Genomic DNA, 24776 nt, shown 5'->3' with positions numbered 1-24776 from the left:
GGCGTTAAAAATACAACGCAAACACAATCAAGCTATCTTGCAAACTCGCTTGTGTTTGAGTTGTGGTGGAGGATGACGGGATCGAACCGACGACCCCCTGCTTGCAAAGCAGGTGCTCTCCCAACTGAGCTAATCCCCCTCTAAACCTGAAATGCCGCGTTGAAACGCGCCTCGTGTGCATCAGCACACTTCGCCGCCTTTCGCCTTGCCTTTCAGCTTTATTTGTGCGGCCGGATTACTCCGACAACAGAAATTCTGGTGGGTCTGGTTGGACTCGAACCAACGACCCCCGCCTTATCAAGACGGTGCTCTAACCAGCTGAGCTACAAACCCATTTCTTGTTCAGCCATCGCTGGCTGACGCCCTTAACTACAAATAACCGATAGGCTGTAAGTACTCGATCAACAACCTTCTCTAGAAAGGAGGTGATCCAGCCGCAGGTTCCCCTACGGCTACCTTGTTACGACTTCACCCCAGTCATGAATCCCACCGTGGTAAGCGGCCTCCTTACGGTTAGCCTACCCACTTCTGGTGAAACTCACTCCCATGGTGTGACGGGCGGTGTGTACAAGACCCGGGAACGTATTCACCGCAGCATGCTGATCTGCGATTACTAGCGATTCCGACTTCACGCACTCGAGTTGCAGAGTGCGATCCGGACTACGATCGGTTTTATGAGATTGGCTCCACCTCGCGGCTTCGCGACCCTCTGTACCGACCATTGTATGACGTGTGAAGCCCTGGTCATAAGGGCCATGAGGACTTGACGTCATCCCCACCTTCCTCCGGTTTGTCACCGGCAGTCCCATTAGAGTGCCCAACTTAATGATGGCAACTAATGGCAAGGGTTGCGCTCGTTGCGGGACTTAACCCAACATCTCACGACACGAGCTGACGACAGCCATGCAGCACCTGTGTTAACGCTCCCTTTCGGGCACCACCACATCTCTGCGGCGTTCGTTACATGTCAAGACCAGGTAAGGTTTTTCGCGTTGCATCGAATTAATCCACATCATCCACCGCTTGTGCGGGTCCCCGTCAATTCCTTTGAGTTTTAACCTTGCGGCCGTACTCCCCAGGCGGTCAACTTCTCGCGTTAGCTACGCTACCAAGGATTCAAACCCCCAACAGCTAGTTGACATCGTTTAGGGCGTGGACTACCAGGGTATCTAATCCTGTTTGCTCCCCACGCTTTCGTGCATGAGCGTCAGTGTCATCCCAGGGGGCTGCCTTCGCCATCGGTATTCCTCCGCATCTCTACGCATTTCACTGCTACACGCGGAATTCTACCCCCCTCTGACGCACTCTAGTCGTGCAGTCTCCAATGCCGTTCCCAGGTTAAGCCCGGGGCTTTCACATCAGACTTGCACAACCGCCTGCGCACGCTTTACGCCCAGTAATTCCGATTAACGCTTGCACCCTACGTATTACCGCGGCTGCTGGCACGTAGTTAGCCGGTGCTTATTCTTCCGGTACTCTCAGACCCAGCGGTTATTAACCACTAGGATTTGCTCCCGGACAAAAGTCCTTTACAACCCGAAGGCCTTCTTCAGACACGCGGCATGGCTGGATCAGGCTTGCGCCCATTGTCCAAAATTCCCCACTGCTGCCTCCCGTAGGAGTCTGGGCCGTGTCTCAGTCCCAGTGTGGCGGATCATCCTCTCAGACCCGCTACTGATCGACGCCTTGGTGAGCCTTTACCTCACCAACTAGCTAATCAGACATCGGCTGCTCGTATAACGTGAGGCCTTTCGGTCCCCCACTTTCCCCCTCAGGGCGTATGCGGTATTAATCCGGCTTTCGCCGAGCTATCCCCCATTACACGGTACATTCCGATGCATTACTCACCCGTTCGCCACTCGTCAGCGGTGCAAGCACCCTGTTACCGTTCGACTTGCATGTGTAAAGCATGCCGCCAGCGTTCAATCTGAGCCAGGATCAAACTCTTCAGTTCAATTCCAAGCAAATTTTCTGGCACGCAAGATCAAAGAAACATCGAGACATTTCTCGTCTTGCAGTGCAAGTGTTTGGTCATCGACCGAGCACTTACACCTATCGGTTATTCGTTCTGTTAAAGATCGGTGCAGGTCGCTGCGTTTCGTTTCCGCCGCTGCGTTGTCTGCTGAGGAGGCGAACTATACGTCAGACCCCTAAACCCGTCAACACCTTTCGTGAAAGATTTTTGACAAAAGAGGCCTCTCGCAAGCTATCCCCATGATTTATATTGAATCATCCATATGAAGAATTTCAGCGTAGCCGCCATGCACTGGTAGGGACTGTCGTTTCCGGATTGAAAAAACGATAATTCCCCTCCTCGTCCGCCCTTCTAGAAGCACAATCATGCGCAACAAAACCTGGATTTTCGACCTGGACGACACGCTGCACCACGCCAGCGGCGGCATCTTCGCCCATATCAGCCACGCGATGTCCGCTTATATGATGAAACATCTGCAAGTGGACGCGGTGGAAGCCCGCTTGCTGCGCGAGCGCTATTGGGCGCAATACGGCGCCACCATGCATGGGCTGGTCACCCACCACGGCATCGACCCTCATGACTTCCTATTGGAAACCCATAAGCTGGAAGAACTGGAGCAATGGCTGTTCGCCGAGCACAATCTGGCGGAATCGCTGAACGCGCTGCCGGGCCGCAAGCTGATCTTCTCCAATGGCCCGCACCATTATGTGCAAGGCATTTTGCAGCGCTTGGCGATAGAGCGGCACTTCCACTCTATATATGGCGTCGAGCAAGTGGACTACGTGCCCAAGCCGCATGTGGGCGCCTTCCGTAAAGTTCTGGCGCAAGAGCGGCTGGATCCGCGGCACTGCATCATGGTGGAGGACTCGCTGCCCAATCTGCTGACGGCGAAGAAGCTGGGCATGAAAACGGTCTGGGTCAGCAAGCAGGTGCGGCGGCCTGCGCATGTGGACATCCGCATCGCCTCCATCGGCGAGCTGGCGCGCCGTCGCTGGGACTGAAATAAAAAAAGGCCGGAATCCCGGCCTTTTCCTATATAGCGTATCCCGCTTACTTCAGCTTGATCTCGGACCACACCTTGTTCAGCTCGCGACGGTCCTTGGCGTTCAAGTCCTTCAGCTGTTGCAGGCGCGGCAGTTCGCCGGCGGTCGGGAAGATCGCATGCACCTTGGTCAGTTCCGGTTTGACGAACTTGCCGGCGGCGGCGTTGGGATTGCCCGATCCCATCTCGTTGGTCAGACCGGAGGCGTTCTTGCCGTCCAGCATGAAGTTGATGAATTTGTAAGCCAGGTCCTTGCGCGGCGCGTCCTTCAACACCACGAAGTTGTCCAGCGACAGGGTGTTGCCTTCTTTCTGCAAGCCGAAATTGACGCCGAACTTGCGGCCGGCCTTCTTGGCGTCCTGCTGCGCCTGGTACATATCGTTGGAATAGCCCAGCGCGACATAGATGTTGCCTACGGTCAGTTCCTTGATATAGCTCTGGTTGTTGAAGGCGGCCCAGTAGGGCTTGGCCTTCAGGATCACGTCACGCGCCGCCTTCCAGTCCGCCGGATTGGTGGAGTTGGCCGGCTTGCCCAGATACATCAAGGCGGCGGACACCAGCTCGCGCTGAGAGTCCAGCACGGTGATCTTGCCCTTGAGCTTGGCCAATACGGCCGGATCGAAGATCAGCGCCCAGCTATTGGCCTTGTCCAGCAAGCCCAGTTCTTTCAGCTTGGTTTCGTTGTAGCCCAGCAGCGTGGTGGTGAAGGCGTAGGGGACCGAGTACTGGTTGCCCTTGTCGAAGAAGCTGTTCAGATAGCCGGCGTTCAGGTTCTTGAAGTTGGGCAGCTGTTTTTTGTCCAGCGGCTGCGCCTTGCCCTGCTTGATCAGCGCTTCCACCGCGAAGCCGGTCGGCACCACGATGTCGTAACCCTTGGCGCCGGCAGCCAGCTTGGCCAGCATTTCTTCGTTGTCGCCGTAGAAGTCTTGCACCAGCTTGCACTTGCAGTAAGCCTCGAAGCTCTTGGCAGTGCTTTCCGACAGGTAGTTGTTCCAGTTGTAGAGGTGCAATTCTTCCGCTGCGTACGCTTGTGCAGATACGGCCAGGGCAAGCGTCACCAGGACTTTTTTCATTGCGTTTTTCCTTCTATTCGCACGAGTGCGTTGCGACTACATGAAAAACCGGCCGGCTCCCTTGTTGCCTGGCCGGGGCCCTACTACTTAAACAGGCTCTCAGCCATTGGCCCGCAACGCGCTGGGCGACACGCGCGAAGCAATGACGATCAGCACCAGGGTCAACAGCATCAGCAAGCTGGAAACGGCGTTCACTTCCGGCGTCACCGCGATCTTGATCATCGAGTAAATCTCCAGCGGCAGCATGCTGGCGCCTGCGCCGGCGGTGAAGAAGGTGATCACGAAGTCGTCGATGGACAAGGTAAAGGCCATCAGGGCACCGGCGATGATGCCCGGCTTGATCACCGGCAGGGTGATCAGACGGAAGGCCTGGAACGGCGTCGCCCCCAGATCGCGCGCCGCTTCCACCAGGCTGTCGTCCATGCCCTGCATCCGCGCCCGCACCACGATGGCGACGAAGCCGATGCAGAAGGCGACGTGGGACAGCAGGATGGTGATCATGCCCAGTTCCAGAATGCCGATCAGCTGGTTGACGATGACGAAGAAGATCACCAGCGACACCCCCATCAGCAGTTCCGGGATGGCGATGGGCGTCAGCACCAGGAAGGGCAGCAAGCGCAGCTTGTAGCGATGCATGGCGATGCCGGCCAAGGTGCCCAGCACGGTGGCGCAGGCGCTGGCGATGATGCCTATGATCAGCGAGTTGGCCGCCGCGCTCAGCATCTTCTCGTTGTGGAACAGTTTGTCGTACCACTTGAGGGTGAAACCCACCCATTCCGCGTTGAGCCTGGAATCGTTGAACGAGTACAGCACCACGATCACCAGCGGCAGATAGAGGAAGAGATAGGTCAGCAGCGCCGACGCCCACAACCAGCGGGATTGTTTCTTAGCCACGTTTCTTGCCTCCTCTGCCCACCATCGCGCCCAAGGCCGCGATCAACAACACTCCGCCGGTCAGCATGATGGACAGCACCGAACCGAACGGCCAGTCGCGGGTATCCAGTATCTGCTGCTTGATCAGGTTGCCGATCATGATGGAGTCGGTGCCGCCCAGGATGTCCGGAATGGCGAACATGCCCAGCGCCGGGATGAACACCAGCGCGGAGCCGGCGAACACGCCGGGCAGGCTCAGCGGCCAGGTCACGCGCCAGAAGCGTTGCCAGGCGTTGGCGCCAAGATCCTGCGCCGCGTCCAGCAAGGCCATGTCGTGTTTTTCCAGATTGGCGTACAACGGCAACACCATGAAGGGCAGGTGCACATAGACCAGGCCGACGATGACGGCGAACGGGGTGAACAGCAGACGCACCGGTTCAAAACCCAGCGAGGTCACCACCACGTTCAGCATTTTGGTGAACGCCGATTGCGGCCCCAGGATGATCATCCAGGCGTAGATGCGGATCAGGAAGTTGGACCAGAACGGCAGGATCACCAGCAGCAGCATCAGGTCGCGGTATTTCTTGCCGGAGCGGGCGATCAGCCAGGCCAGCGGATAGGCCATCAACAGGCAAACCACGGTGGTGATCCCCGCGTAGCCGGCGGACTTGATGAACAGCTCGATGTAGAGCGGCTCTTCCACCAAGCGGCGGAAGTTGTCCAGCGTCAGGTCCCAGACCAGCTTGCCTTCCTCGAGGTAGTACATCGGCGCGAGGCCGCCGTAATCGCCCGGATTGCGGAAAGCCGCCACCACCATGATCAGCGACGGCACCAGGAAAAACAGGATCAGGTAGACCAGCGGCGGCCACGACAGCGCCCACTTGCCGAATCGATCTCGAATCGCCATGCGCGTTTACTCCGTCAGGAAGCTGCCGGCGTCGAAGCGCCAGGCCAGTTCCACGATGTCGTTGTCGTCAAAGAATTTGGCGACGCCCGGAATGCTGTTGGGCAGCATCGCCTCCACCATCACGCCCTCGCCCACTTCCACCACGTAGAGCGTAACGTCGCCCAGGTACAGGCAATCGTGAACGCGGCCTTTGAAATAGGCTTCGTCGTCATGGGCCGGCAGGCTCTTGTCCAGCTTGACCTTTTCCGGACGCAACGCCAGCCAGCCGGTCTGCCCTTCGCGCACATCCGGCACGGTCAGGCAGCGCACTTCGCCGCAGCCCTTCAAGTCCACCAGCATGGTGTCGCCGTCCACGCGCTTGACCTTGCCTTCCAGCACATTGCACTGGCCGAGGAAGTCCGCGACGAAGCGGTTCTTGGGCTTGCTGTAAATGGTTTCCGGCGCGTCCAGCTGTTCCACCTGGCCGTGGCTCATCACCGCGATGCGGTGGCTGAGCGCCAGCGCTTCGCCCTGGTCGTGGGTGACGTAGACGAAGGTGATGCCCACTTCTTTTTGCAGATTGATCAGTTCCAGCTGCATTTCTTCGCGCAGCTTGGCGTCCAGCGCGGACAGCGGTTCGTCCAGCAGCAGCAGCCGCGGACGGTCCACCAGCGCTCGGGCGATGGCCACGCGCTGACGCTGGCCGCCGGACATCTCGTGCGGGTAGCGGTCGCCAAACTGGGTCAGACGCACGTCTTCCAGCAATTCGTCCACCTGGGAAGCGATCTTGGCCTTGTCCCACTTGGCCATTTTGAGCGGGAAGGCGATGTTCTCGCGCACCGTCATGTGCGGGAACAAGGCATAGCTTTGAAACACGGTGTGCACCGGACGTTTTTCCGGCTGCACCTGCGACATGTCCTGACCGTCCAGCAGGATCTGGCCGGAATCCGGCTGCTCGAAGCCGGCCAGCATGCGCAGCAAGGTGGTCTTGCCGCAACCGGAGGGCCCGAGCAGGGTGAAGAACTCGCCTGCCTCTACCGACAGGCTGACATTGTTGACCGCCGTGTAGTCGCCGAAGCGCTTGACGACATTTTTGATTTCAAGGAGAGCCATTGTCTTCCCCGCCCAAGAAAAAGGGCGCCAGTTTAACAAAAAAGATAAAGCTGGGGCCGTTGAAATCCCTTGAAAATTCAAGACCTCAGCGCATTTTTTCCATTGTGCGAACCGGGCGTTCGGGCCGGGCCGGTAAGTTGCTATTTTCTCAGCAGAAAACCGCGCGCCGCACGCTGGGTTTTCGGTGCGGCGCAACATGGTTCCAATTCAAATAATTGATGCTTTTTGACAACAACTGTCGGCATCTCGCCGTCTACGCGCCGCCAAACAGCGCTTACCACTGCCCTTCATTGAAGAAGCGGCGGTAGCGCTCCACCCAGTTCGAGATATCGAAACCGTTGGCCTGCAGCCAATCGTGGTTGTAATAGCTGCCCTGGTAGCGGTTGCCGTCGTCGCAGATCAAGGTGACGATGGAGCCGCTGCGGCCCTGGCTGCGCATCTGGCCCACCAGTTCGCAAACACCGTAGAAATTGGTGCCGGTGGAACCGCCGCAGCGGCGTCCCAGCACTTCCTCCAGGAAGTGGATGGCGGCGTAGCTGGCGACGTTGGGCACCCGGATCACATTGTCGATGACTGTGGGAATGAAGGAGGGTTCCACCCGAGGCCGGCCTATGCCTTCCACGCCGGAGCCGCCTTCGCAGCGGCAGTCCATGCTTCCGGTATGAAAACAGTCGTAGAACACCGAGTTTTCCGGGTCCACCACGCAGACCTTGGTCGGCAGTTTCTGGTAGCGCACATAGCGGCCGAAAGTGGCCGAGGTGCCGCCGGTGCCGGCGCCGCATACGATCCAGTCCGGCACCGGATTCGGCTCATAGGCCATTTGGGTGAAAATGGTATCGGCGATATTATTGTTGCCGCGCCAGTCGGTGGCGCGTTCGGCATAGGTGAACTGGTCCATGTAATGGCCGTTCAACTCTTCCGCCAGGCGTTTGGATTCGTCGTAAATGGTGGCGGGATCGTCCACCAGGTGGCTGCGGCCGCCGTAGAATTCGATCGCACGGATCTTTTCCTGCGAGGTGCTCTTGGGCATCACCGCGATGAAGGGCAGGCCCAGCAAGCGGGAAAAATAGGCCTCGGACACCGCGGTGCTGCCGCTGGAAGCCTCGATGATGGTGCTGCCTTCGCGTATCCAGCCATTGCACAAGCCGTATAGAAACAGCGAGCGCGCCAGCCGGTGCTTGAGGCTGCCGGTGGGATGGGTGGATTCGTCCTTGAAATAGAGCTGTATCTCCGGCGCGCCGGGGATGGGCAGCGGGATCAAATGGGTGTCGCTGGAGCGATTGAAATCGGCCTCTATCTTGCGCACCGCCTGGGCAACCCAATCAGTCATCTTGCTTCTCCAGTGTCGGAAAGTTCTCAATCGGCCATTCTAACGCGACAAGCAAGAAAAAAACGCCCCGTAGGGCGTTTTGGATTCAAAGCGGCGAGCCGATCAGAACTTGGTGCCGAAGCCGATGCCGAATACCCACGGGTCGATCTTCAGTTCGCCCAGTTTGGCGCCGCCCAGCTGATCCGCGGTCACGTCGGTCTTGATCCAGATTTTCTTGACGTCCAGGTTGACGAACCAGTTCTTGTTGATCGCGTAGTCCGCGCCCAGTTGCAGCGCCGGACCCCAGCTGTTTTTCTTCACGCTCAGATCTGTCGCACTACCTGCTTTCAGGCCTTCATTGTAGAAACGGGTGTAGTTGATGCCGGCGCCCACATAGGGACGGAAGGTGGCGTCAGGAGCGAAGTGGTATTGCAGGGTCAAGGTCGGCGGCAACACCGATACCTTGCCGACGGAACCGAAGGTGTTGGTGGTGACTTCGTGACGGGTGGTGCCCAGAATCAGCTCGGCGCCGATATTGTTGGTGATCATGTAGGTGAAGTCGACCTCAGGCGCCCAGCTGTCCTTGGCGTCGACATTCAAACCCGACACTACGCCAGAGTTGCTCCAGCTGGCGTCGGGGTTGACATTGATCACGCGGAAGCGCGCCAGGATGTCGCCTTGAGCGGCGAAGGCGCTAGCGGAAACCAGGCCGATCATTGCGGCGAGAGCGAGCTTTTTCATATTGGGTTCTCCTGTCATGTTTGGTCGAATGCAGGCCTGGCGCTTGCCGCCATCGTTGACTTTGACTGCGGGCAGCAGTAGCGTTCGGCGTCCGGTGGCAGATTATCCAAGCACCTAATATCAAACTTTGCGCCAGATCATGAGATGGTCATGAAATATGCAGATTTACGGGAGTTTGTCTCCCAATTGGAACAACAAGGCCTGCTGAAACGAATTGCGGCCCCGGTCTCCCCGCATCTGGAGATGACCGAGATCGGCGACAGGGTACTGAAAGCCGGCGGTCCCGCGCTGCTGTTCGAACAGGCAGTCAAGGACGGCAAACGCTTCGATTACCCGGTACTGGCCAATCTGTTCGGCACGCCCGAGCGCGTGGCGCTGGGCATGGGCGCCGCCGATGTGATGCAGTTGCGCGAGATCGGCAAGACCCTGGCCTACCTGAAAGAACCGGAGCCGCCCAAGGGCTTGAAAGACGCCTGGGACAAGCTGCCCTTGCTGAAGCAATTGCTGTCGATGGCGCCTAAGGTGGTCGGCAAGGCGCCGTGCCAGCAAATCGTATGGGAAGGCGCGGAAGTCGATCTGGAGCGCTTGCCTATCCAGCACTGCTGGCCCGGCGACGTGGCGCCGCTGATCACCTGGGGCCTGACCGTGACCCGCGGCCCCAACAAGAAACGCCAGAACCTGGGCATCTATCGCCAACAGCTGATAGGCCGCAACCGCGTCATCATGCGCTGGCTGGCCCACCGCGGCGGCGCGCTGGATTACCGCGAATTCTGCCAACAGCATCCCGGCGAGCCTTACCCGGTGGCGGTGGTGCTGGGCTGCGACCCGGCCACTATCCTGGGCGCGGTGACGCCGGTGCCGGACACCCTGTCCGAATACCAGTTCGCCGGCCTGCTGCGCGGCAGCCGCACCGAGCTCACCAAATGCCTGGGTTCGGATCTGCAAGTGCCGGCGCGCGCCGAAATCGTGCTGGAAGGCCATATCCATCCGGACGACACCGCGATGGAAGGCCCTTACGGCGACCACACCGGCTATTACAACGAGCAGGACCGCTTCCCGGTGCTGACCGTGGACCGCGTCACCCTGCGCGAAAACGCGATCTACCACAGCACCTACACCGGCAAGCCGCCGGACGAGCCGGCGGTGCTGGGCGTGGCGCTGAACGAGGTCTTCGTGCCCATTCTGCAAAAGCAGTTTCCGGAAATCGTCGATTTCTACCTGCCGCCGGAAGGCTGCAGCTACCGGATGGCGGTGGTCAGTATCAAGAAGCAATACCCCGGCCACGCCAAGCGGGTGATGATGGGATGCTGGAGCTTCCTGCGCCAGTTCATGTACACCAAGTTCATCGTGGTGGTGGACGACGACGTCAACACCCGGGACTGGAAGGAAGTGATCTGGGCGATCACCACGCGCATGGACCCGGTGCGCGACACCACCTTGATCGAACATACGCCTATAGATTATCTGGACTTCGCCAGCCCGGTGTCCGGCCTGGGCGGCAAGATGGGCCTGGACGCCACCAACAAGATGCCGGGCGAAACCAACCGCGAGTGGGGCGTGCCCATCGTGATGGACCAGGCAGTCAAACAGCGCGTAGACGCGATGTGGCTACAATTAGGGCTGTAAACCCTCCCCCATCCACCCCGGCCTACAAGCACGTCGGGGTGGATCGCGCCATGCCTTCGCCAACCCCTCCCCACGCAGGGCCTTAGAACCTGCTTACGATCTGCCCGTGTCGACGATACGGCGTTGAAACCGCCTTCGAAGTGCTCATGCACCGCCAATGCATTCCGCTTTCTCAGCCGTTTTCGCTTTAGTTCGCCAGATCGTAAACACGTTCTTAGAACGTCCCCTCAATTGCCCCCCGGCATCGGATGCTCCTGACAGATAGGGCAGCTGTCTTTTTTGATTAATATATTTATATTTCTGCCTTAACTGAGAAAGCCTCTGCAACGATCTCGAGATGGCGCGCTGGCCGCCACAGGAGAGCAGCATGAAGAGTTGCCCGACAATCCAAGGATTGAAGCTGGATCAAAGCAGCCTGCAAGCTCTGGAGCAAATCGAACTCAAGCTGAGAGGCCTCCGACTCGCCGCCAGCCTCACCAGTATTGGCGTGATAAGCAATATCTTTTATCGCAGCAGCCCACTACAAGCGGCCTATAACATCCACGCAACAGACTGGCAGCTGTTCGCACAGAGCACGGCGGCTTGGCCGAGGATTATGCAGAAGGCGGTAACACGCATTGCGGAAGAAGAGCACTGGAATCATCAGCATGACCGGAAGCAAGCTCAATTCTGGGAGGCTGTGGCGTATGGCTGCAAACCTTAAAAACACATGGCCGGCTTGGGCTCTACTGATTAGCAACCTGTTCTGGCTAACGCCAAGCCAAGCACAATCGCCTGCCCAAGAAGATCTAACCTCATTTGCCATACGACGCCTGGCTCAAGCCGTGATCGACTATAGCGCTCAGATCCAATATTGCCGGCAACAAGAGATCGTGTTGCCTCCGGACACCTTCGCCGGATTAGAAATGTCCAGGGATGAGCAGATCGCTGCGCTTGCCTATTTCCGTAATAAAAATGACAGGACATGCCTTGGGCAAGTTGAAGAGGAGTTTTTGCAAGCCACCCTGCTAGCCCGGGAGGCAAAACTACCGGCTTATTCGGCCAAGGACGACCCCGGAGCTGAGCAGATTCTCACCGCGCTGCTATCCAGAACGCTTGCGCTAAAACGAGAGCGACCTTACTTACGTCTCGCGCCAGCACTGCGCCGCCAGTTGGAAGCGCTGCCGGTACTACAACATAACTTTGATCCATTCCAATCCATACGCAGCCTAGGCTTGTCAAACGCTGACATCGACGATGACTGAAACCATTTGACATACTCGACCACTTTCCTACTGAGCCCCTTATTGAAAGCGCCCGGCATCATCAGAGGCCGGCCGCTGTTTGATCGCTCAACGCGGCTCAAGCACTTCCGCCTGCAGCAGCACGGCCTCGCGCCCCAGCAGCGGATGGGCTTTGAACGGCCCGGCCCGATAGCGGATGCGCGAACCGGTCCGCTGCTTCAACGCGGCCACTTCCGCGGCCCCCAGGCCCTGGCCGTCGGCAGCGGGCTGGATGACGAAGGTGCCTCCATCCCCCTTTTCCACCCCCAAGCGCACCAGCGGCGGCGCGCCGACGGCGACCAGGGTGCCCTCCTCCCACGGCGGCAGCGACATCGCGCCGGCGCCGGCGCAAAGGCCGAGCCACAGCAGCAGCCCGCGCATCATGGCTTGAGCAGGATCAGATGGCTGTTGGCCGGCACCGTCACCCGCGCCACGCCGCGCGACAGCGGCAGGCTCTGCTTATAGGTTTCCGCCGTCGCCAACGCGCTCCAGCCGATTTCCTGCGCCTGGAAGGGCACCGCCGGCAACAACAAACTCTTGCCGTTCGGGAAATACTGGTTGGCCGGCAGGCTCAGCGTCTTGGCCGGGAAGCCGTAACCGCTGGCCGGATTGCCGCCCAGCGCCAGCGTGGTGTTGAGACGCAGCATCAGGCTGCTGTAATCGCCGGCCCCCGCCGCGCGCAAACCGTCGTTCAAGGCCGCTTCGCCGGTATTGGCGCCGGTCACCCACGGCTTCATCACGCCCGCGCCGAACTGATGCAGCATCTGCATGCCCGCCGCCAGCGCTTTCGGGTAGCAGGTGTAATTCGACGCCGCCACGCTCCAGCCCTTCAAATTGCAAGCCGGCCGGCGCAGAAAGCTTTCGAAATCGCCGCCGCGGCGCAGGTCCGGATGGGAGTTGGCGTCGCTGCCGCGACCGCCGGTGAAGGTGTCCGCCGATACCAGATAGCCCATGGTCTGGGCTGCCAGCTCGTTTTCCCATACCGTGGGCTGACCAGAACCCGGCGGTTTGCGCAGGATCTTGTTGTAGGCGTAGAGCACATGCAGGTATTCGTGCGCCAGCGTGGACAGGGCCAGGCTGGGGCCATTGCCCTTCATATTCCAGTTGCGGCCCGGATCGGCCTGGGCGAAGGTGTCCAAGTCCACGAAGGTGGCCAAGGCCTGATTGCTCTTGCCCACCACGTCTCGGCACTCTTGGTCGCCGCCGCACATGGCCGGCGCGGCCGACGCCAGCAAGGCGTTGGTCCAGCGCACATAGCCGAGCAAGCGGCCGCCGCCGGTCTGATTCGGATCGTTCAGCCGGCTCAGCACCAGGTGCACGTCCTTGGTGTCGCCGGGCAGCGCCAGCGCGCGCCAGCCCGGATCGATGTCATTGCCCCAGGGCTCGCTGACGACCGAGGCTTCCAAGGGATAGACGCTGTTGGCGAAGCGCTCGGCCAGCGCGTCGGCCTGATCGCTGCCCACGCTGACGTCCAGCCCGTCCTGCGCCCAGACGTAAACCTTGCCGCCGCCGTTGGGCAAATCGCGCATGGCTTGCAGGCTGGTGGCGCTATCGCCGTCCATATCGTGCCAGACCCGTTTGTCGCCAATCGCGTAGCTGGCCGCCTGCAAGCTGGCCTGCTCCGCCAGCAGCCGGTGCGAACCGGCGCCACGCAGCGACAAGGCGCCGGAGCGGGCCGACGCGCCAACCGCGGCCATCACCGCCTGGCTCTCCGCCTCCAAGCGTTCCGCGGCGGCGTCCGACCCGCCGCGCAGGCCGGAAGCGGCCAGCTTGGCCTGGCCCGAAGTGTCTCCGGAGCTGATGCGCGACACCACCATCTGCCAGGCGGCGCTCAAGGGCTTGCCGCTGATAGACACCGTTTGCGCCTGCGCGCCGGTATTGGTGTACTGGTAGACGGAGCCGGACTGCGCCCTGCCGGCCGAGGCCGGCAAGCGGCACACATTGCCCGAGCACGTCAGCGCCGCCACTTCCGCGCCGTCCGTCGCCAGCATCCTGCCAGATGCCGACGTTCCGACGCTGGAACCGCCGCTGCCGGCGTTACCGCCGCCGCCACCGCCGCCGCATGCGCTCAGCAACGCGGACATCACGGACACAGCCAATATTGTTTTTGTGCTTTTCATCCCTGTAGTCATCCATTTCATGTATTGAGAATGAGAAAAAATACTAATTCCATTCCAATGGCAATGACTACGGCAAATAATTACCTTTTTATATGATATTTGTTTAGTTAGAGTGACAGAAACCTACGCGCAGCCGGCGGAGCGCAAAGCCGGCAAGCCTGCTATCATCGCCAGGTCTTTGAATAAGGAGCAGTCATGTCCCTGCGCAACCCCAATTCCCCGCACCGCCTGAGCCGTCTGAAAACCCGCCAACGCAAGAAAATGCGCGTAGGCGAATTCCGCGAGCTGGGCTTTCATCTGATCTCCATGCTGCACGACGGCGCGGATTCCGAGGCGCTGCTGGACGCCTGGCTAATCCAGGTGGACGAGGCCGGCATCAGCTTCGGCGGCCATTTCGACGGCGCCGGCAAGCTGGAAGGCGTGGCCTTCCCGGTGGGCGAGGTCAAGATCAGCGACGAGTTGCGCCTGCAACTGCTGTCCTGGCTGCAAGCCCGCGCCGAAGTGAAATCGGTGGAAGGCGGCGAATTGATCGATCTGTGGCACAGCCGCTGATCCCTTTACGTCCGACGTGAAAAAACCGGCTTGTCGCCGGTTTTTTTTATGCCTGGACGCTTCGAGCCGCGGACGCGATCAGGACAGCTTGCGGAACACCCGGTAGCCGATATAGAGCCAGGTTTCCCTGGCCAGGAAGCGGGACCAGCTGGACAGCGTGCGGTAGCGGCTGGATTGCGTGGGCGCGGGATAGGCGGTCAGGCCGATGTCGGTGGCCATCAGCACCGAGCGGCGCATATGCAGCGGATCGCTGACCAAGAGGAAGGAGCGGATGCCGAACTGGCTGCTCAATTCGCGCGCGTTTTCCAGGTTTTGCCAAGTGGTGCGCGACTGGTTTTCCGCCAGCATCGCCGTCATCGGCACGCCTTGCTTGGCGGCGAAGTCGCGGCCGACGTCGGCTTCGGACGGATAACCCGGTTCCGGCGTGCCGCCGGTGAACACAATCCAGCGCACCTTGCCGGACTTGTACAATTTGACTGCGTGATTGATGCGCTCGCGGAACACCGGCGACGGGCGCTTGCCCCAGGCCGCCGCCCCCAACACCAGCGCCGCGTCGGCTTGCGGTTCGTTTGCGCTGCCGCCGAAATCGACGATGCTCCAGGCCACGTAGCTGAAGCCCAGCACCACCAGCAAAATCGCCAGCACAAAGCCTTTCAACATCAAACGCAAGTAGAGCATGGGTACCGCAAGTGAAGGGTGGAACGCCGATTGTACCCGCAAACCGGATGCAAGCGGCAAGGCCGCGCGCTCCGCGCCTACTTCTCCAATTCCCAAATCGCCGCCTGCAGGGACTCCATCCGCGCAGCAAGCGCCAGCTGCGCGTCGTCCAGCGCCTTGTTGTAAATGTCTCTGCCGATTTTGTCGGCGACGAAGTCCAACAGGAATTGCGCGTCGAACTGCCCCAGCTCGATGCCGAACTGGTCTTGCGCGTACTGTTGCAATTGCGGAGCCAGCGTTTGCAGTTGAGCGGGGGTCAACAAGGAATGATTGGCCATGGCGTGCCGCCCTGTGCGATGGAAAGCCGCGATTATGGCGGCTATTCGCCGATGCTGGAAGCGGTTTCCCCGCGCATGGCTAAAGGGACAGCGCCCGTCCCCATTGCAACAGGCCCGCCCGCCACTGGCGCTGGCCGTTCAATTGCCAGGCCAGCAGCCGGTCGCCGGCCTCGCCGCGCCAGAGGGGATGCGCCCGCATCTGGCTGAGCAAGGCCTCCGCCGCCTGGCTGTCGTCAAAGCATAGCGCCAGCCAGTCCGACCCCGCGCGCGTCAACACGCGGCGCAGCTTGTCCGGCCACACCGTGGCGCCGTGAAAACAGCCCGAGCGCAGCCATTGCCGCCGGACGCGCCACTGTTCGGCGCCCAGCGCGCACAGGCCGCGCGGAAACTCCAGACCCCACCATAGCGCAGCGTGCATTCGTCGCCCTTTCATTGTGCATTGCACAATTTTTTATACCTGCATTCCGCGCCCACCGCAAGCGCGGCCGGCCCCGATAAAAAAACAGGCCGCGCAAGGCGGCCTGATCAAGTTGAAACGCTCACAACGATAAGTCAGACAAGGGAAAGCAATTACACGGTCACCCAGCGCGGCCGGGTCAGCTCTTCCGGCTTCAGCAGCAGATCCAGCTGCTCGCGGCTCAGCAAGCCTTGCTCCAGCACGATGTCGGCGACGCTGGCGCCGGTGGCGTGGGCCTGGGCTGCCACATTGGTGGCCGCGGCGTAGCCGATGACGGGATTGAGCGCGGTCACCAGGCCGATGGAGTTCTCCACGCTGGCGTGCAGGCGCTCGCGGTTGGCGGTGATGCCCGTGACGCAGTTGTCGGTCAGCGTGGCGCAGGCGGCCGCCAGGTGGCCCATGCTGCGGAACAGGCTGTAAGCAATCACCGGCTCGAAGGCGTTCAATTGCAGCTGCCCGGCCTCCGCCGCCATGGTGATGGTGACGTCGTTGCCTATCACCTCGTAAGCCACCTGGCTCACCACCTCGGGAATCACCGGATTGACCTTGCCCGGCATGATGGAGGAACCGGCCTGGCGCGCCGGCAGATTGATCTCGCCGAAACCGGCGCGCGGGCCGGAGGACAGCAGGCGCAAATCATTGCAGCTCTTGGACAATTTGACCGCGATACGCTTGAGCACGCCGGACAACTGCACGAAGGCGCCGCAGTCCTGGGTGGCTTCGATCAGATTGGGCGCGGTCAGCAGGGTGTGGCCGCTGAGCTCGGACAGATGCAGACAAGCCAGGCGCGCGTAATCCGGATGCGCGGTAATGCCGGTGCCGATGGCGGTGGCGCCCAGATTGATTTCCAGCATCAGCGCGCTGGCTTCCATCAAGCGCTGCTCGTCTTCCTGCAGCATCACCGCGTAAGTCATGAACTCCTGGCCCAGCGTCATCGGCACCGCGTCCTGCAGCTGGGTGCGCCCCATCTTCAGGTAGTCCTTGAACTCGTCGGCCTTGGCGGCGAAGGCCTCGCGCAACGTCGCCATCCGGGTCAGCAGCTTGTTGGCGCCCCAGAACGCCGCCAAACGCAAGGCGGTCGGGTAAACGTCGTTGGTGCTTTGACACAGATTGACGTGTTCATTGGGATGCAGGTACTGGTACTCGCCCTTGGCGTGGCCCATCAGTTCCAGCGCGCGGTTGGCGATGACCTCGTTGGCGTTCATATTGGTCGAGGTGCCGGCTCCGCCCTGGATCGCATCCACCACGAACTGCTCATGCCAGCGGCCGGCGCGGATTTCCTCGCAGGCGGCGATGATGGCCTGGGCGACAGGCCCCGGCAGCAAGCCCAGATCGCGGTTGGCCTGAGCCGCGGCCTGCTTGATGCAGGCCAGCGCGCGGATCAGATCGCCGTAGCCGGCGATGCTCTGGCCGGTGATGGGAAAGTTTTCGACTGCGCGCAAGGTGTGCACGCCCCAATAAACGTCGGCGGGCACTTCACGATCGCCTAGCAGATCATGTTCTATGCGGGTCGTCATGGATGCTTCTCCTGATGCGGATGACGCCACGCGCTCGCGTGGCTTGAAGCTGCGCACTCTATGCCATGCCGCGGCGGCTGGCCAATTCGAAATGCCGATAGGGTCATGCGGGAAATGCATAACCTTGGCGGGGCGCGCGCGTTTCCCGGCGCCCCCGCTCAGCAGGCCGGGTATTGATGCGTCAGATAGTCCCAGAAGGCCTTCAAGGCCGGGCGCTGTCGCTTCTGATCGATGTAGAGCCGGATCTCCATCTCCACCTGCCAGGACTCGTCGCCGGCGGCCGCCAACAAGCCCTCCTGCGCCTCCCGGCGCGCCGAGCTTTCCGGCAGGAAGGCCAGGCCGTGCCCTTCCAGCACCATGTGCTTGAGCCCTTCCGCCATATCGGTTTCATAGCGCAGCGCCAGCTTGGCCGGCTGCGGCGCGGACTCCAGAATCAAGTCGCTCATCAGCCGGAAATAGGCGTTGCTGGCGTAGCCGAGAAAGGGCAAGGGCTGCTGCGCGCTGCCGGGCAGTTGGTAGCGCGGCCGGCCGGCTTCCGCGATCGAGAACGGCCTCAGCCGCTCGACGCCCAGCTTCAGCCCCTGATAGCGGGCGTCGGTCAGTTCCACCGGTTGCTTGGGATGGTGGTAGCACATCAATAGATCGCTGCCGCCTTCCACGAAGGCCAGCAGCGCGTCGTGCACATTGCTGGCCTGCAGCCTACAGGGCAAAGCGCCGTAACCGCGCTGCGCCTGGGACAGCCATTTGGGAAAGAAGGAGAAGGACAGGGTGTGCGGCACCGCGAACTCCAGCGTGCCCGCGGCCAAGGGCTGCAAGCCGCGCAGCAAGGCGCGGCTGGTGTTGAGCTGGGACAGCATGGCCACCGCCTGCTCGCGGAACAGCGCGCCGGCCTCGGTCAGCCGCGTCGGATAGGTGGTACGATCAATCAGACCGGCCCCCAACCAGCTCTCCAGCGATTTGATCCGCCGCGAGAACGCCGGCTGGGTCAGGTGGCGCAGTTCCGCCGCGCGGGTAAAGCTGCCGGTTTCCGCCAGCACCAGGAAGTCTTCAAGCCACCGAGTTTCCATCGCGCGCTTCCGCCAGAGTGATCAGGAGCTGGGATAGTAGCCTAAACGCGGCCCAAGAATCTGTTCACGATCCGCCGCGCCGCCTGAAACCCGACACGGAGAGCGCCGTCTCCAAGCCGGCGATGTTGACCTGTTGCAAACCCAAAGTCATAAACCGCGGTAGAATGACGCAACTACCTGGCACCATCCGCATGCATATTACTCACTTCATCTGGCAGAAGCTGCTGGGCATGGCGCCCGGCGAGATCCAGAGCGGCGATACGCTCTGGCTGCTGAGCCCTCGCCAGCACATGCCCTTGCTGGCGCAGCGACGCGCGCTGATGCTGGTCAACCGCTGCCGGCTGTTCGCCATCCTGTTTTCCGCGCTGACGCCGGCCTGGGCCTTGATCGACTTGCTGACCCTGCCCTATCCGCTGTCCCTGCAATTGGCGGCCCTGCGCCTGCTGGTGTCCGTCGCCTTCGTCGCGCTGGCGGTCTGGCAGCCTATGGACGGCCGCCTGCGCTCGGCCTATCGCGGCATCGCGCTCTTGTTCGCCATCCCCACCCTGTTCTACATCGCCTCCCACCTCTTGCTGCGTCGCTACCATCTGGAAGGCTTGTCCGCCGCCATCGGCGCCGGCTACGCCTTCCTGCCCTTCGTGCTGCTGGCCGGGCTGGCCATTTTCCCGCTGACCCTGCTGGAAAGCCTGGCTTTCGCCAGCCCGGCGCTGTTCGGCTTCGTGCTGACCAGCCTGCTGGACCTGAACGGCGACAATCTGCCCGGTTTCGGCGGGGAATTCTGGCTGCTGTCCTTGCTGGCCGGCGTCTCCGCCATTGCCGGCATCAGCCAGCTGGCCTTCATCATCGTTCTGGTCCACCAGGCGATACGCGATCCGTTGACCGGGGTCTTCTCGCGCCGCAGCGGCGAGGAAATGCTGGGCCTGCTGGAATTGCAGGCTCAGCGCAGCCGGCAGCCGCTGAGCCTGGCCTTCATCGATCTGGACCACTTCAAGGCGATCAACGACCACTACGGCCACCTGGCCGGCGACCAGGTCTTGCGTCATTTCGCCGAGCTGATGGAAGGCAGGCTGCGACGCAGCGACGTGCTGGTGCGCTGGGGCGGCGAGGAGTTCGTGCTGCTGATGCCCGGCGCGCAGTTGGCCCACGCCGCCCAGGTCATCGCCCGCCTGCGCGCCCAGGGCCTGGGCGAGCGGCCGGAAGGCCATGCGCTGACCGCCAGCATCGGCGTGGCGGAGTTGTTTCAAGACGGCAGCGCCGACTGGCGAGCCTTGGTGGATTTGGCCGATACCCGCATGTACCGCGCCAAGCAGACCGGGCGCAATCGGGTAGTGATCTCCGGCTGAAGCTTTACCCGCCGGGCGACTTTCCTTATCGTGGGCGGCATGACCGTTCTGACCGCCCCGCTCCTTCCCCGCTCCCGCGGCGTCGCCGCCGCGCTGCTGCTCAGCCTGTTGGCCCATGGCGCGCTGCTGTGGCTGAGCAAACCCGGCGGCCGCCCGGACGCCGCCGCGGCCCCGCCGCTGCGGATACAACTGCGTCCGCCGGCGCCGGCCGTCGTCCCGCCGCCGACGCGCCCCGCCGCGCCCGAACCCTCTGCCCGAAAACCGGCCGCTGCCCCGCGGCATTCAAACGCGGCGACGCACATCGCGGCCGCCGGCCCCGGCAAACGCAGCGTCCCAAGCGGGCGCGACGCTTCGGCGCCCGCCACGGCCTTGACCTTGGGTGGCCTGCGGCAGCAAGTGCGCGAACAAGCCGCCGCCGCGCCGGAAAAAATCGCCCCGCTGCCGGCCGACCCCGCCAAAACGAAATTGGCCCGCTCGATCGAGCGGGCCGAAAAACTGGATTGCAAAACGCGTTACGCCGGGCTGGGCCTCTTGGCCATCCCGGTGCTGGCGGTGCAGAGCGCGCGCGAGGACGGCTGCAAATGGTGAGCCGCCCCCGGCTTCCTCAAGAGGCCGCGTTCGCCCGCGTCACCCAGTCCTGAGTGGCGTCGGCGGCGCGGAACTCGCGCACGGCCTGTTGCAGCAAAGCAAACGCCGTCGGCGCGTCCAGCCGCCCGCAGGCCTCGTCCATGCTCGCCAACAGATCCCGCATCTCCGCGTCCGACAAGCAGTATTCCTGAGCGCGCATGATGCGTTCGTGATCGGTGGCCAGCACGTTGTCGCCGATCAGCAACTCCTCGTACAGCTTTTCCCCCGGCCGCAGGCCGGTGATGCGGATTTCGATGTCGCCGCCGGGACGGGCCGCGTCCTTCAGCTCCAGACCGGACAGATGCACCATGCGCCGCGCCAGATCGATAATGCGCACCGGCTGCCCCATGTCCAGCACGAACACGTCGCCGCCGTCGCCCATCGCGCCGGCCTGGATCACCAGTTGCGCCGCCTCCGGAATGGTCATGAAGTAGCGGGTGATGTCGGCGTGGGTCAGCGTGATCGGTCCTCCGGCCTTGATCTGGGCGCGGAACAGCGGCACCACCGATCCGGAGCTGCCCAGCACATTGCCGAAGCGCACCATCACGAAGCGGGTGGCGCTGCCGCGCGCGTGCCGGGTCTGCAGCGTCAGTTCCGCCATGCGCTTGGTGGCGCCCATCACATTGGTGGGGCGCACCGCCTTGTCGGTGGAGATCAGCACGAAGGTGTCCACGCCGCAATCCTCGGCCGCGCGCGCGGTGGTGTCGGTGCCGAACACATTGTTGACGATGCCGGCCACCGGATTGTGCTCCACCATGGGCACATGCTTGTAGGCGGCGGCGTGATAGACGGTGTCCACCTTGAAGGCCCGCATCACCTGGGCCAGCCGCTGGTAGTCGGTGACCGAGCCCAGCACCGGGGTGCGCGCCGGCGCCGCGGCGGCGCGGCCCAGTTCCTGGTCTATCGCGTACAGCGCGTATTCGGACTGCTCGAACAGGATGATACGCGCCGGCTCGTTCTTGGCGATCTGGCGCACCAGTTCCGAGCCGATGGAACCGCCGGCGCCGGTGACCATCACCACCTTGCCGCGGATATTGCGCGCCAGCAGTTCGGGCTTGGGCGGCACCGGGTCGCGGCCCAGCAGGTCTTCGATCTCGACCTCTTTCAGCTCCTCCACCCGCGCCTCGCCGGACACCAGGTCCGCCATGCCCGGCAGCCGCTTGATCGGCACCCGCAGCAGTTCCAGAGTTTCCAGTATCTCGCGCTGGCGGCTGCGGCTGACCGAGGGCATCGCCAAGAGAATGCATTTAGCCTCCAGGTCCTTGACCAGCTGCGGCAGATCCCGCGGCGGATGCACCGCCACGCCGCGGAAGGTGCGGCGATGCAGTTCGGGGCTGTCGTCGACGAAGGCCATTGGCCGATATTCGCGGCCGGCCTGCAGGGCCAGCATCAGTTGCACGCCGGCATGGCCGGCGCCGTAGATGATCACGTGCTCGCGCGGCGCGTCCACCGCGTCGATGCGGCGCACCAGGCCGCGCAGCAGAAAGCGGCTGCCGCCGATATAGGCCATGGCGAACACCCAGAAGATGATCACCGAGGTGCGCGGCATCGCCCAGATGTGAGCCATCTGCAGCACCGCCTGCAACACCAGCACCGACAAGGTCACGCCGGAGAACACGGTCAGGATGATCTTGTCGTCCAGATATTTGAGCACCGCGCGGTACAGGCCCAGCTTGATGAAGATGGGGATGGCCCACAGCGGCGGCACAATGAAGATCCACAAATGCGGGTTGAGCTTGGGATCCCAGTATCCGCCCAGGCGCAGGAAGACCGCGCTCCACAGCGCCAGCGGCAGCAGCAGCGCGTCCATCAGCGCCAGCATCGCCATCTTGTTGTGGCGGGAGAAGGCGAGCAGTTTTTCAAACATGGTCATTCTTTCGCGTCCGACGGCCGTTGATACAGCGCGTCCGGACAACATTCCTCATTATCTTGGCCGTCGCCCAGGCTCAGCAGCGCGAAGCCGTGCGCCTCGTAGAAGCGGCGCGCGCCCGCATTGGCCTGGAACACCCACAGCCGGCAGGCCGACGCCGGCGGCGTCAGCACCCGATCCAGCAAAGCCGCGCCCACCCCGACACCGCGATGCTCGGCGCCGACATAAAGCTGATCCAGCCATAACACGCCGTCTTGCAGCGATGCGGCGGCGAAGCCGGCGATATCGCCATGCCGCTCCGCCAGCCAGACATCGCCCGCCGGCAGCAGCGCATTGGCGAACCAGGCCTGCACCGCCGCATCACTATGCGTCAGCGGCGCGTAGCTCATCTCACGGCGGCAGGCCAGATAAATGTCCGTTAAAGCGACGGCATCGCCGGGTTCGGCCAAGCGGATGGAAATCGTCATCGGCTGACGATCTTCATCAGCGTGGCGACGATGATGCGGATATCCTCCGCCAGACTGTGGCTTTCGGCATAGCGCACGTAATAGGCCAGTTTTTCCGGCAACACCTGCTCGATGTAGGCGCGCTCCGGGTCCTCGGCCCGACCCAGGATTTCATTCTCGTCTATCATCTTGATCGACGCCCAATCGGTGATGCCGGGGCGCACCGACAATACGATGTCGCGGACTTCATCCGGATAGTGGGCGACGTATTTGGGCACCTCCGGCCGCGGGCCGACCAAGCTCATATCGCCGAACAACACATCGATCAACTGCGGCAGTTCGTCCAGCTTGGTCTTGCGCAGCAAGCGCCCGGCGCCGGTGACGCGCGCGTCCGCGCCCACGGTCAGCTGGCCGTGGCGCTCGGTGTCCACTTGCATGGTGCGGAATTTGTGGATGCGGAACAGCGTGCCATTCCGCCCTACCCGCACCTGGCGGAAAAACACCGGCCCCGGCGAATCCAGCTTCACCCACAGCGCCACCGCAAGCAGCGGCAGCGCCAGTGCGGCCAGGCCCAGGCCCGCGGCGACGATGTCGAAGCCGCGCTTCAGCAGCCGCGAACCGTGGCAACGCGGACGGCAGCACGGCGGCAGCAAGCCGCCGCTGTCTGAACCCCGCTCGCTCATGCGCTCAGGATCTCGCGCACCGCGGCGATCACCCGGCTTTGGTCATCGTCCGTCATCCGGGTGTACAGCGGCAGGGTCACTTCGGCCTCGAAGGCGGCGTCGGTCACCGGGAACTGTTCGCGCGTCAGCTGATAGCCGTCGCGCCACACCGGCTGACGATGCAGCGGGATGAAGTGCACCGAACAACCGATGCCCTTTTCCGCCATCCGGGCGATGAAGTCGTCGCGGCTGACGCCGGCCTCCGGCTTGATGCGCACCGGATACAGATGCCAGGCGTGGTTGCTGCCCGCGTCCTTCGGCCGCGCCGGCAGGATCAGCGGCAGGTCGGCCAGCTCGCGGTCGAAACGCTGGGCCATCGCCTCGCGCAATTCCTGGAAGCGGCGGATCTTCTTCAACTGATGAATGCCCATCGCCGCGGCGGTGTCCGGCATATTGTATTTGAAGCCCGGGGCCACCACTTCGTAGAACCAGGCAGGGGTCTTGGACACATAGCGGTCGAAGGCGTCGCGGCTGATGCCGTGCAGACGCATCACCTTGCAGCGCGCGATGATGTCCTTGTTCTTGGACACCACCATGCCGCCCTCGCCGGTGGTCATGGTCTTGTTGGCGTAGAAGCTGAACACGGTGACGTCGGAGTCCAGGGTCCCCACCAGCTTGCCCTTGTAATAAGTGGGCAACGCATGGGCGGCGTCTTCAACGACCTTCAGCCCGTGCTCGCGGGCAATGGCGATGATCTCGTCCATCTCGCAGGCGAGGCCGGCGAAATGCACCGGCATGATCGCCTTGGTCTTGGCGGTGATCGCCGCGCGGATCGCGTCCGGGCTGATGTTGAAGGTGGCCGCGTCCATATCCACGCATACCGGGTCTGCGCCCAGGTAGCGCACCACTTCGGCGGTGGCGGTGAAGGTGTAGCTGGGCACGATGACTTCGTCGCCGGGGCCGATGCCTATCGCTTCCAGCGCCAGGTGCAAGCCGGCGGTGGCGGAGTTGACCGCGATCGCCTCAACGCCGTCGCCGATGAACTGCGCGAAGTCGGCCTCGAACTGCTTGGTCTTGGGACCGGTGGTGACCCAGCCGGAGCGCAGCGCGTCGACCACTTCGTTGATTTCGTCCTCGCCGATGTCCGGCAGGGCGAAGGGCAGGAATTTTGTTTCGCTCATATCATTCTTTCCGCTATCGTAAGCACGGCGGGCCTCGCC

Annotated in this window: 24 protein-coding genes, 2 tRNA genes and 1 rRNA gene; 7 read left to right on the top strand and 20 right to left on the bottom strand. The window is 62.2% G+C overall.

The window, feature by feature from the left end:
- Positions 1–63: 63 nt before the first annotated feature.
- The 3 genes from JC616_RS03300 to JC616_RS03290 all read right to left on the bottom strand — a co-directional run bounded on the left by JC616_RS03300 (position 64) and on the right by JC616_RS03290 (position 1954).
- Positions 64–139, bottom strand: a tRNA-Ala gene (locus JC616_RS03300).
- A 117-nt stretch (positions 140–256) separates the two neighbouring features.
- Positions 257–333, bottom strand: a tRNA-Ile gene (locus JC616_RS03295).
- Between the two features lie 85 nt (positions 334–418).
- Positions 419–1954, bottom strand: a 16S ribosomal RNA gene (locus tag JC616_RS03290).
- A 386-nt stretch (positions 1955–2340) separates the two neighbouring features.
- On the opposite strand from JC616_RS03290, the gene JC616_RS03285 reads away from it, so the two are divergent.
- Entirely contained in the window at positions 2341–2976 is a 636-nt protein-coding gene (locus tag JC616_RS03285) for a pyrimidine 5'-nucleotidase (RefSeq protein ID WP_227106687.1), read from the top strand.
- A gap of 49 nt (positions 2977–3025) precedes the next feature.
- On the opposite strand, the gene JC616_RS03280 is transcribed toward JC616_RS03285, so the two are convergent.
- From JC616_RS03280 to JC616_RS03255, 6 genes are all read right to left on the bottom strand, one after another.
- A complete protein-coding gene (locus JC616_RS03280) occupies positions 3026–4090 on the bottom strand; it encodes an ABC transporter substrate-binding protein (protein ID WP_107798018.1) in 1065 nt (354 codons plus the stop codon).
- A gap of 99 nt (positions 4091–4189) precedes the next feature.
- Entirely contained in the window at positions 4190–4984 is a 795-nt protein-coding gene (locus tag JC616_RS03275) for an ABC transporter permease (RefSeq protein WP_227106685.1), read from the bottom strand.
- Entirely contained in the window at positions 4977–5870 is an 894-nt protein-coding gene (locus tag JC616_RS03270) for an ABC transporter permease (protein WP_227106683.1), read from the bottom strand. Before JC616_RS03270 ends, JC616_RS03275 begins: the two co-directional genes overlap by 8 nt.
- Before the next feature lie 6 nt (positions 5871–5876).
- Complete coding sequence (locus tag JC616_RS03265) at positions 5877–6962, bottom strand: ABC transporter ATP-binding protein (protein WP_107798016.1); 1086 nt, start codon at positions 6960–6962, stop codon at positions 5877–5879.
- Between the two features lie 274 nt (positions 6963–7236).
- Positions 7237–8292, bottom strand: a complete 1056-nt coding sequence (locus tag JC616_RS03260) for a PLP-dependent cysteine synthase family protein (RefSeq protein ID WP_227106682.1) — start codon at positions 8290–8292, stop codon at positions 7237–7239.
- Positions 8293–8394: 102 nt separating this feature from the next.
- A complete protein-coding gene (locus JC616_RS03255) occupies positions 8395–9012 on the bottom strand; it encodes an OmpW/AlkL family protein (RefSeq protein WP_107798014.1) in 618 nt (205 codons plus the stop codon).
- Positions 9013–9162: 150 nt separating this feature from the next.
- Here JC616_RS03255 and ubiD point away from each other — a divergent pair, with 150 nt between their 5' ends.
- The 3 genes from ubiD (at position 9163) to JC616_RS03240 (ending at position 11882) form a co-directional block, all read left to right on the top strand.
- Positions 9163–10638: a 4-hydroxy-3-polyprenylbenzoate decarboxylase gene (gene ubiD, locus JC616_RS03250; protein ID WP_227106681.1), complete on the top strand. Its 1476-nt coding sequence runs from the start codon at positions 9163–9165 to the stop codon at positions 10636–10638.
- Positions 10639–11005: 367 nt separating this feature from the next.
- Positions 11006–11341: a hypothetical protein gene (locus JC616_RS03245; RefSeq protein ID WP_227106680.1), complete on the top strand. Its 336-nt coding sequence runs from the start codon at positions 11006–11008 to the stop codon at positions 11339–11341.
- On the top strand, positions 11286–11882 hold the full coding sequence (locus JC616_RS03240; protein ID WP_227106679.1) for a hypothetical protein: 597 nt from the start codon (positions 11286–11288) through the stop codon (positions 11880–11882). Before JC616_RS03245 ends, JC616_RS03240 begins: the two co-directional genes overlap by 56 nt.
- Positions 11883–11969: 87 nt before the next feature.
- Here JC616_RS03240 and JC616_RS03235 read toward each other — a convergent pair whose 3' ends face one another.
- Both JC616_RS03235 and JC616_RS03230 read right to left on the bottom strand, forming a co-directional pair.
- On the bottom strand, positions 11970–12284 hold the full coding sequence (locus JC616_RS03235) for a hypothetical protein (protein ID WP_227106678.1): 315 nt from the start codon (positions 12282–12284) through the stop codon (positions 11970–11972).
- Positions 12281–13891 carry a M30 family metallopeptidase gene (locus tag JC616_RS03230; protein WP_227106677.1) on the bottom strand — a complete coding sequence of 537 codons (1611 nt, stop codon included), beginning with the start codon at positions 13889–13891 and terminating at the stop codon, positions 12281–12283. The genes JC616_RS03235 and JC616_RS03230 overlap by 4 nt, the downstream gene beginning before the upstream one ends.
- 324 nt (positions 13892–14215) lie before the next feature.
- On the opposite strand from JC616_RS03230, the gene JC616_RS03225 reads away from it, so the two are divergent.
- Entirely contained in the window at positions 14216–14572 is a 357-nt protein-coding gene (locus JC616_RS03225; RefSeq protein ID WP_107798008.1) for a 50S ribosome-binding protein YggL, read from the top strand.
- Positions 14573–14650: 78 nt separating this feature from the next.
- On the opposite strand, the gene JC616_RS03220 is transcribed toward JC616_RS03225, so the two are convergent.
- The 5 genes from JC616_RS03220 to JC616_RS03200 form a co-directional block, all read right to left on the bottom strand.
- Positions 14651–15250 carry a YdcF family protein gene (locus JC616_RS03220; RefSeq protein ID WP_019103655.1) on the bottom strand — a complete coding sequence of 200 codons (600 nt, stop codon included), beginning with the start codon at positions 15248–15250 and terminating at the stop codon, positions 14651–14653.
- 77 nt (positions 15251–15327) lie between these two features.
- Complete coding sequence (locus tag JC616_RS03215) at positions 15328–15567, bottom strand: DUF2164 domain-containing protein (RefSeq protein WP_107798007.1); 240 nt, start codon at positions 15565–15567, stop codon at positions 15328–15330.
- A 79-nt stretch (positions 15568–15646) separates the two neighbouring features.
- Complete coding sequence (locus JC616_RS03210) at positions 15647–15985, bottom strand: hypothetical protein (RefSeq protein WP_227106675.1); 339 nt, start codon at positions 15983–15985, stop codon at positions 15647–15649.
- 152 nt (positions 15986–16137) lie between these two features.
- The gene (aspA, locus tag JC616_RS03205; protein ID WP_107798005.1) at positions 16138–17541 is read right to left on the bottom strand and encodes an aspartate ammonia-lyase; all 1404 of its coding nucleotides are present in this window, start codon (positions 17539–17541) and stop codon (positions 16138–16140) included.
- Positions 17542–17699: 158 nt separating this feature from the next.
- A complete protein-coding gene (locus JC616_RS03200) occupies positions 17700–18608 on the bottom strand; it encodes a LysR family transcriptional regulator (protein WP_107798004.1) in 909 nt (302 codons plus the stop codon).
- A 164-nt stretch (positions 18609–18772) separates the two neighbouring features.
- Here JC616_RS03200 and JC616_RS03195 point away from each other — a divergent pair, with 164 nt between their 5' ends.
- Together JC616_RS03195 and JC616_RS03190 are read left to right on the top strand one after the other, a co-directional pair.
- Complete coding sequence (locus JC616_RS03195) at positions 18773–19951, top strand: GGDEF domain-containing protein (RefSeq protein ID WP_227106673.1); 1179 nt, start codon at positions 18773–18775, stop codon at positions 19949–19951.
- Positions 19952–19990: 39 nt separating this feature from the next.
- Entirely contained in the window at positions 19991–20539 is a 549-nt protein-coding gene (locus JC616_RS03190; RefSeq protein WP_227106671.1) for a hypothetical protein, read from the top strand.
- Between the two features lie 16 nt (positions 20540–20555).
- On the opposite strand, the gene JC616_RS03185 is transcribed toward JC616_RS03190, so the two are convergent.
- Genes JC616_RS03185 through JC616_RS03170 form a run of 4 tightly spaced genes read right to left on the bottom strand, consistent with a single transcriptional unit; the run spans position 20556 to position 24737 of the window.
- Positions 20556–22445 carry a polysaccharide biosynthesis protein gene (locus JC616_RS03185; protein WP_227106669.1) on the bottom strand — a complete coding sequence of 630 codons (1890 nt, stop codon included), beginning with the start codon at positions 22443–22445 and terminating at the stop codon, positions 20556–20558.
- A gap of 2 nt (positions 22446–22447) precedes the next feature.
- Positions 22448–22915, bottom strand: a complete 468-nt coding sequence (locus JC616_RS03180; RefSeq protein ID WP_227106667.1) for a GNAT family N-acetyltransferase — start codon at positions 22913–22915, stop codon at positions 22448–22450.
- Complete coding sequence (locus tag JC616_RS03175) at positions 22912–23577, bottom strand: sugar transferase (RefSeq protein ID WP_319792918.1); 666 nt, start codon at positions 23575–23577, stop codon at positions 22912–22914. The genes JC616_RS03180 and JC616_RS03175 overlap by 4 nt, the downstream gene beginning before the upstream one ends.
- Positions 23574–24737 carry a DegT/DnrJ/EryC1/StrS family aminotransferase gene (locus tag JC616_RS03170; protein ID WP_227106665.1) on the bottom strand — a complete coding sequence of 388 codons (1164 nt, stop codon included), beginning with the start codon at positions 24735–24737 and terminating at the stop codon, positions 23574–23576. The genes JC616_RS03175 and JC616_RS03170 overlap by 4 nt, the downstream gene beginning before the upstream one ends.
- Positions 24738–24776 lie beyond the last annotated feature (39 nt).

Origin of the sequence: Chromobacterium rhizoryzae, assembly GCF_020544465.1 — a bacterium.
In the GTDB taxonomy this organism is placed as follows: domain Bacteria; phylum Pseudomonadota; class Gammaproteobacteria; order Burkholderiales; family Chromobacteriaceae; genus Chromobacterium.
This window is presented reverse-complemented; position numbering and strand designations above follow the sequence as displayed.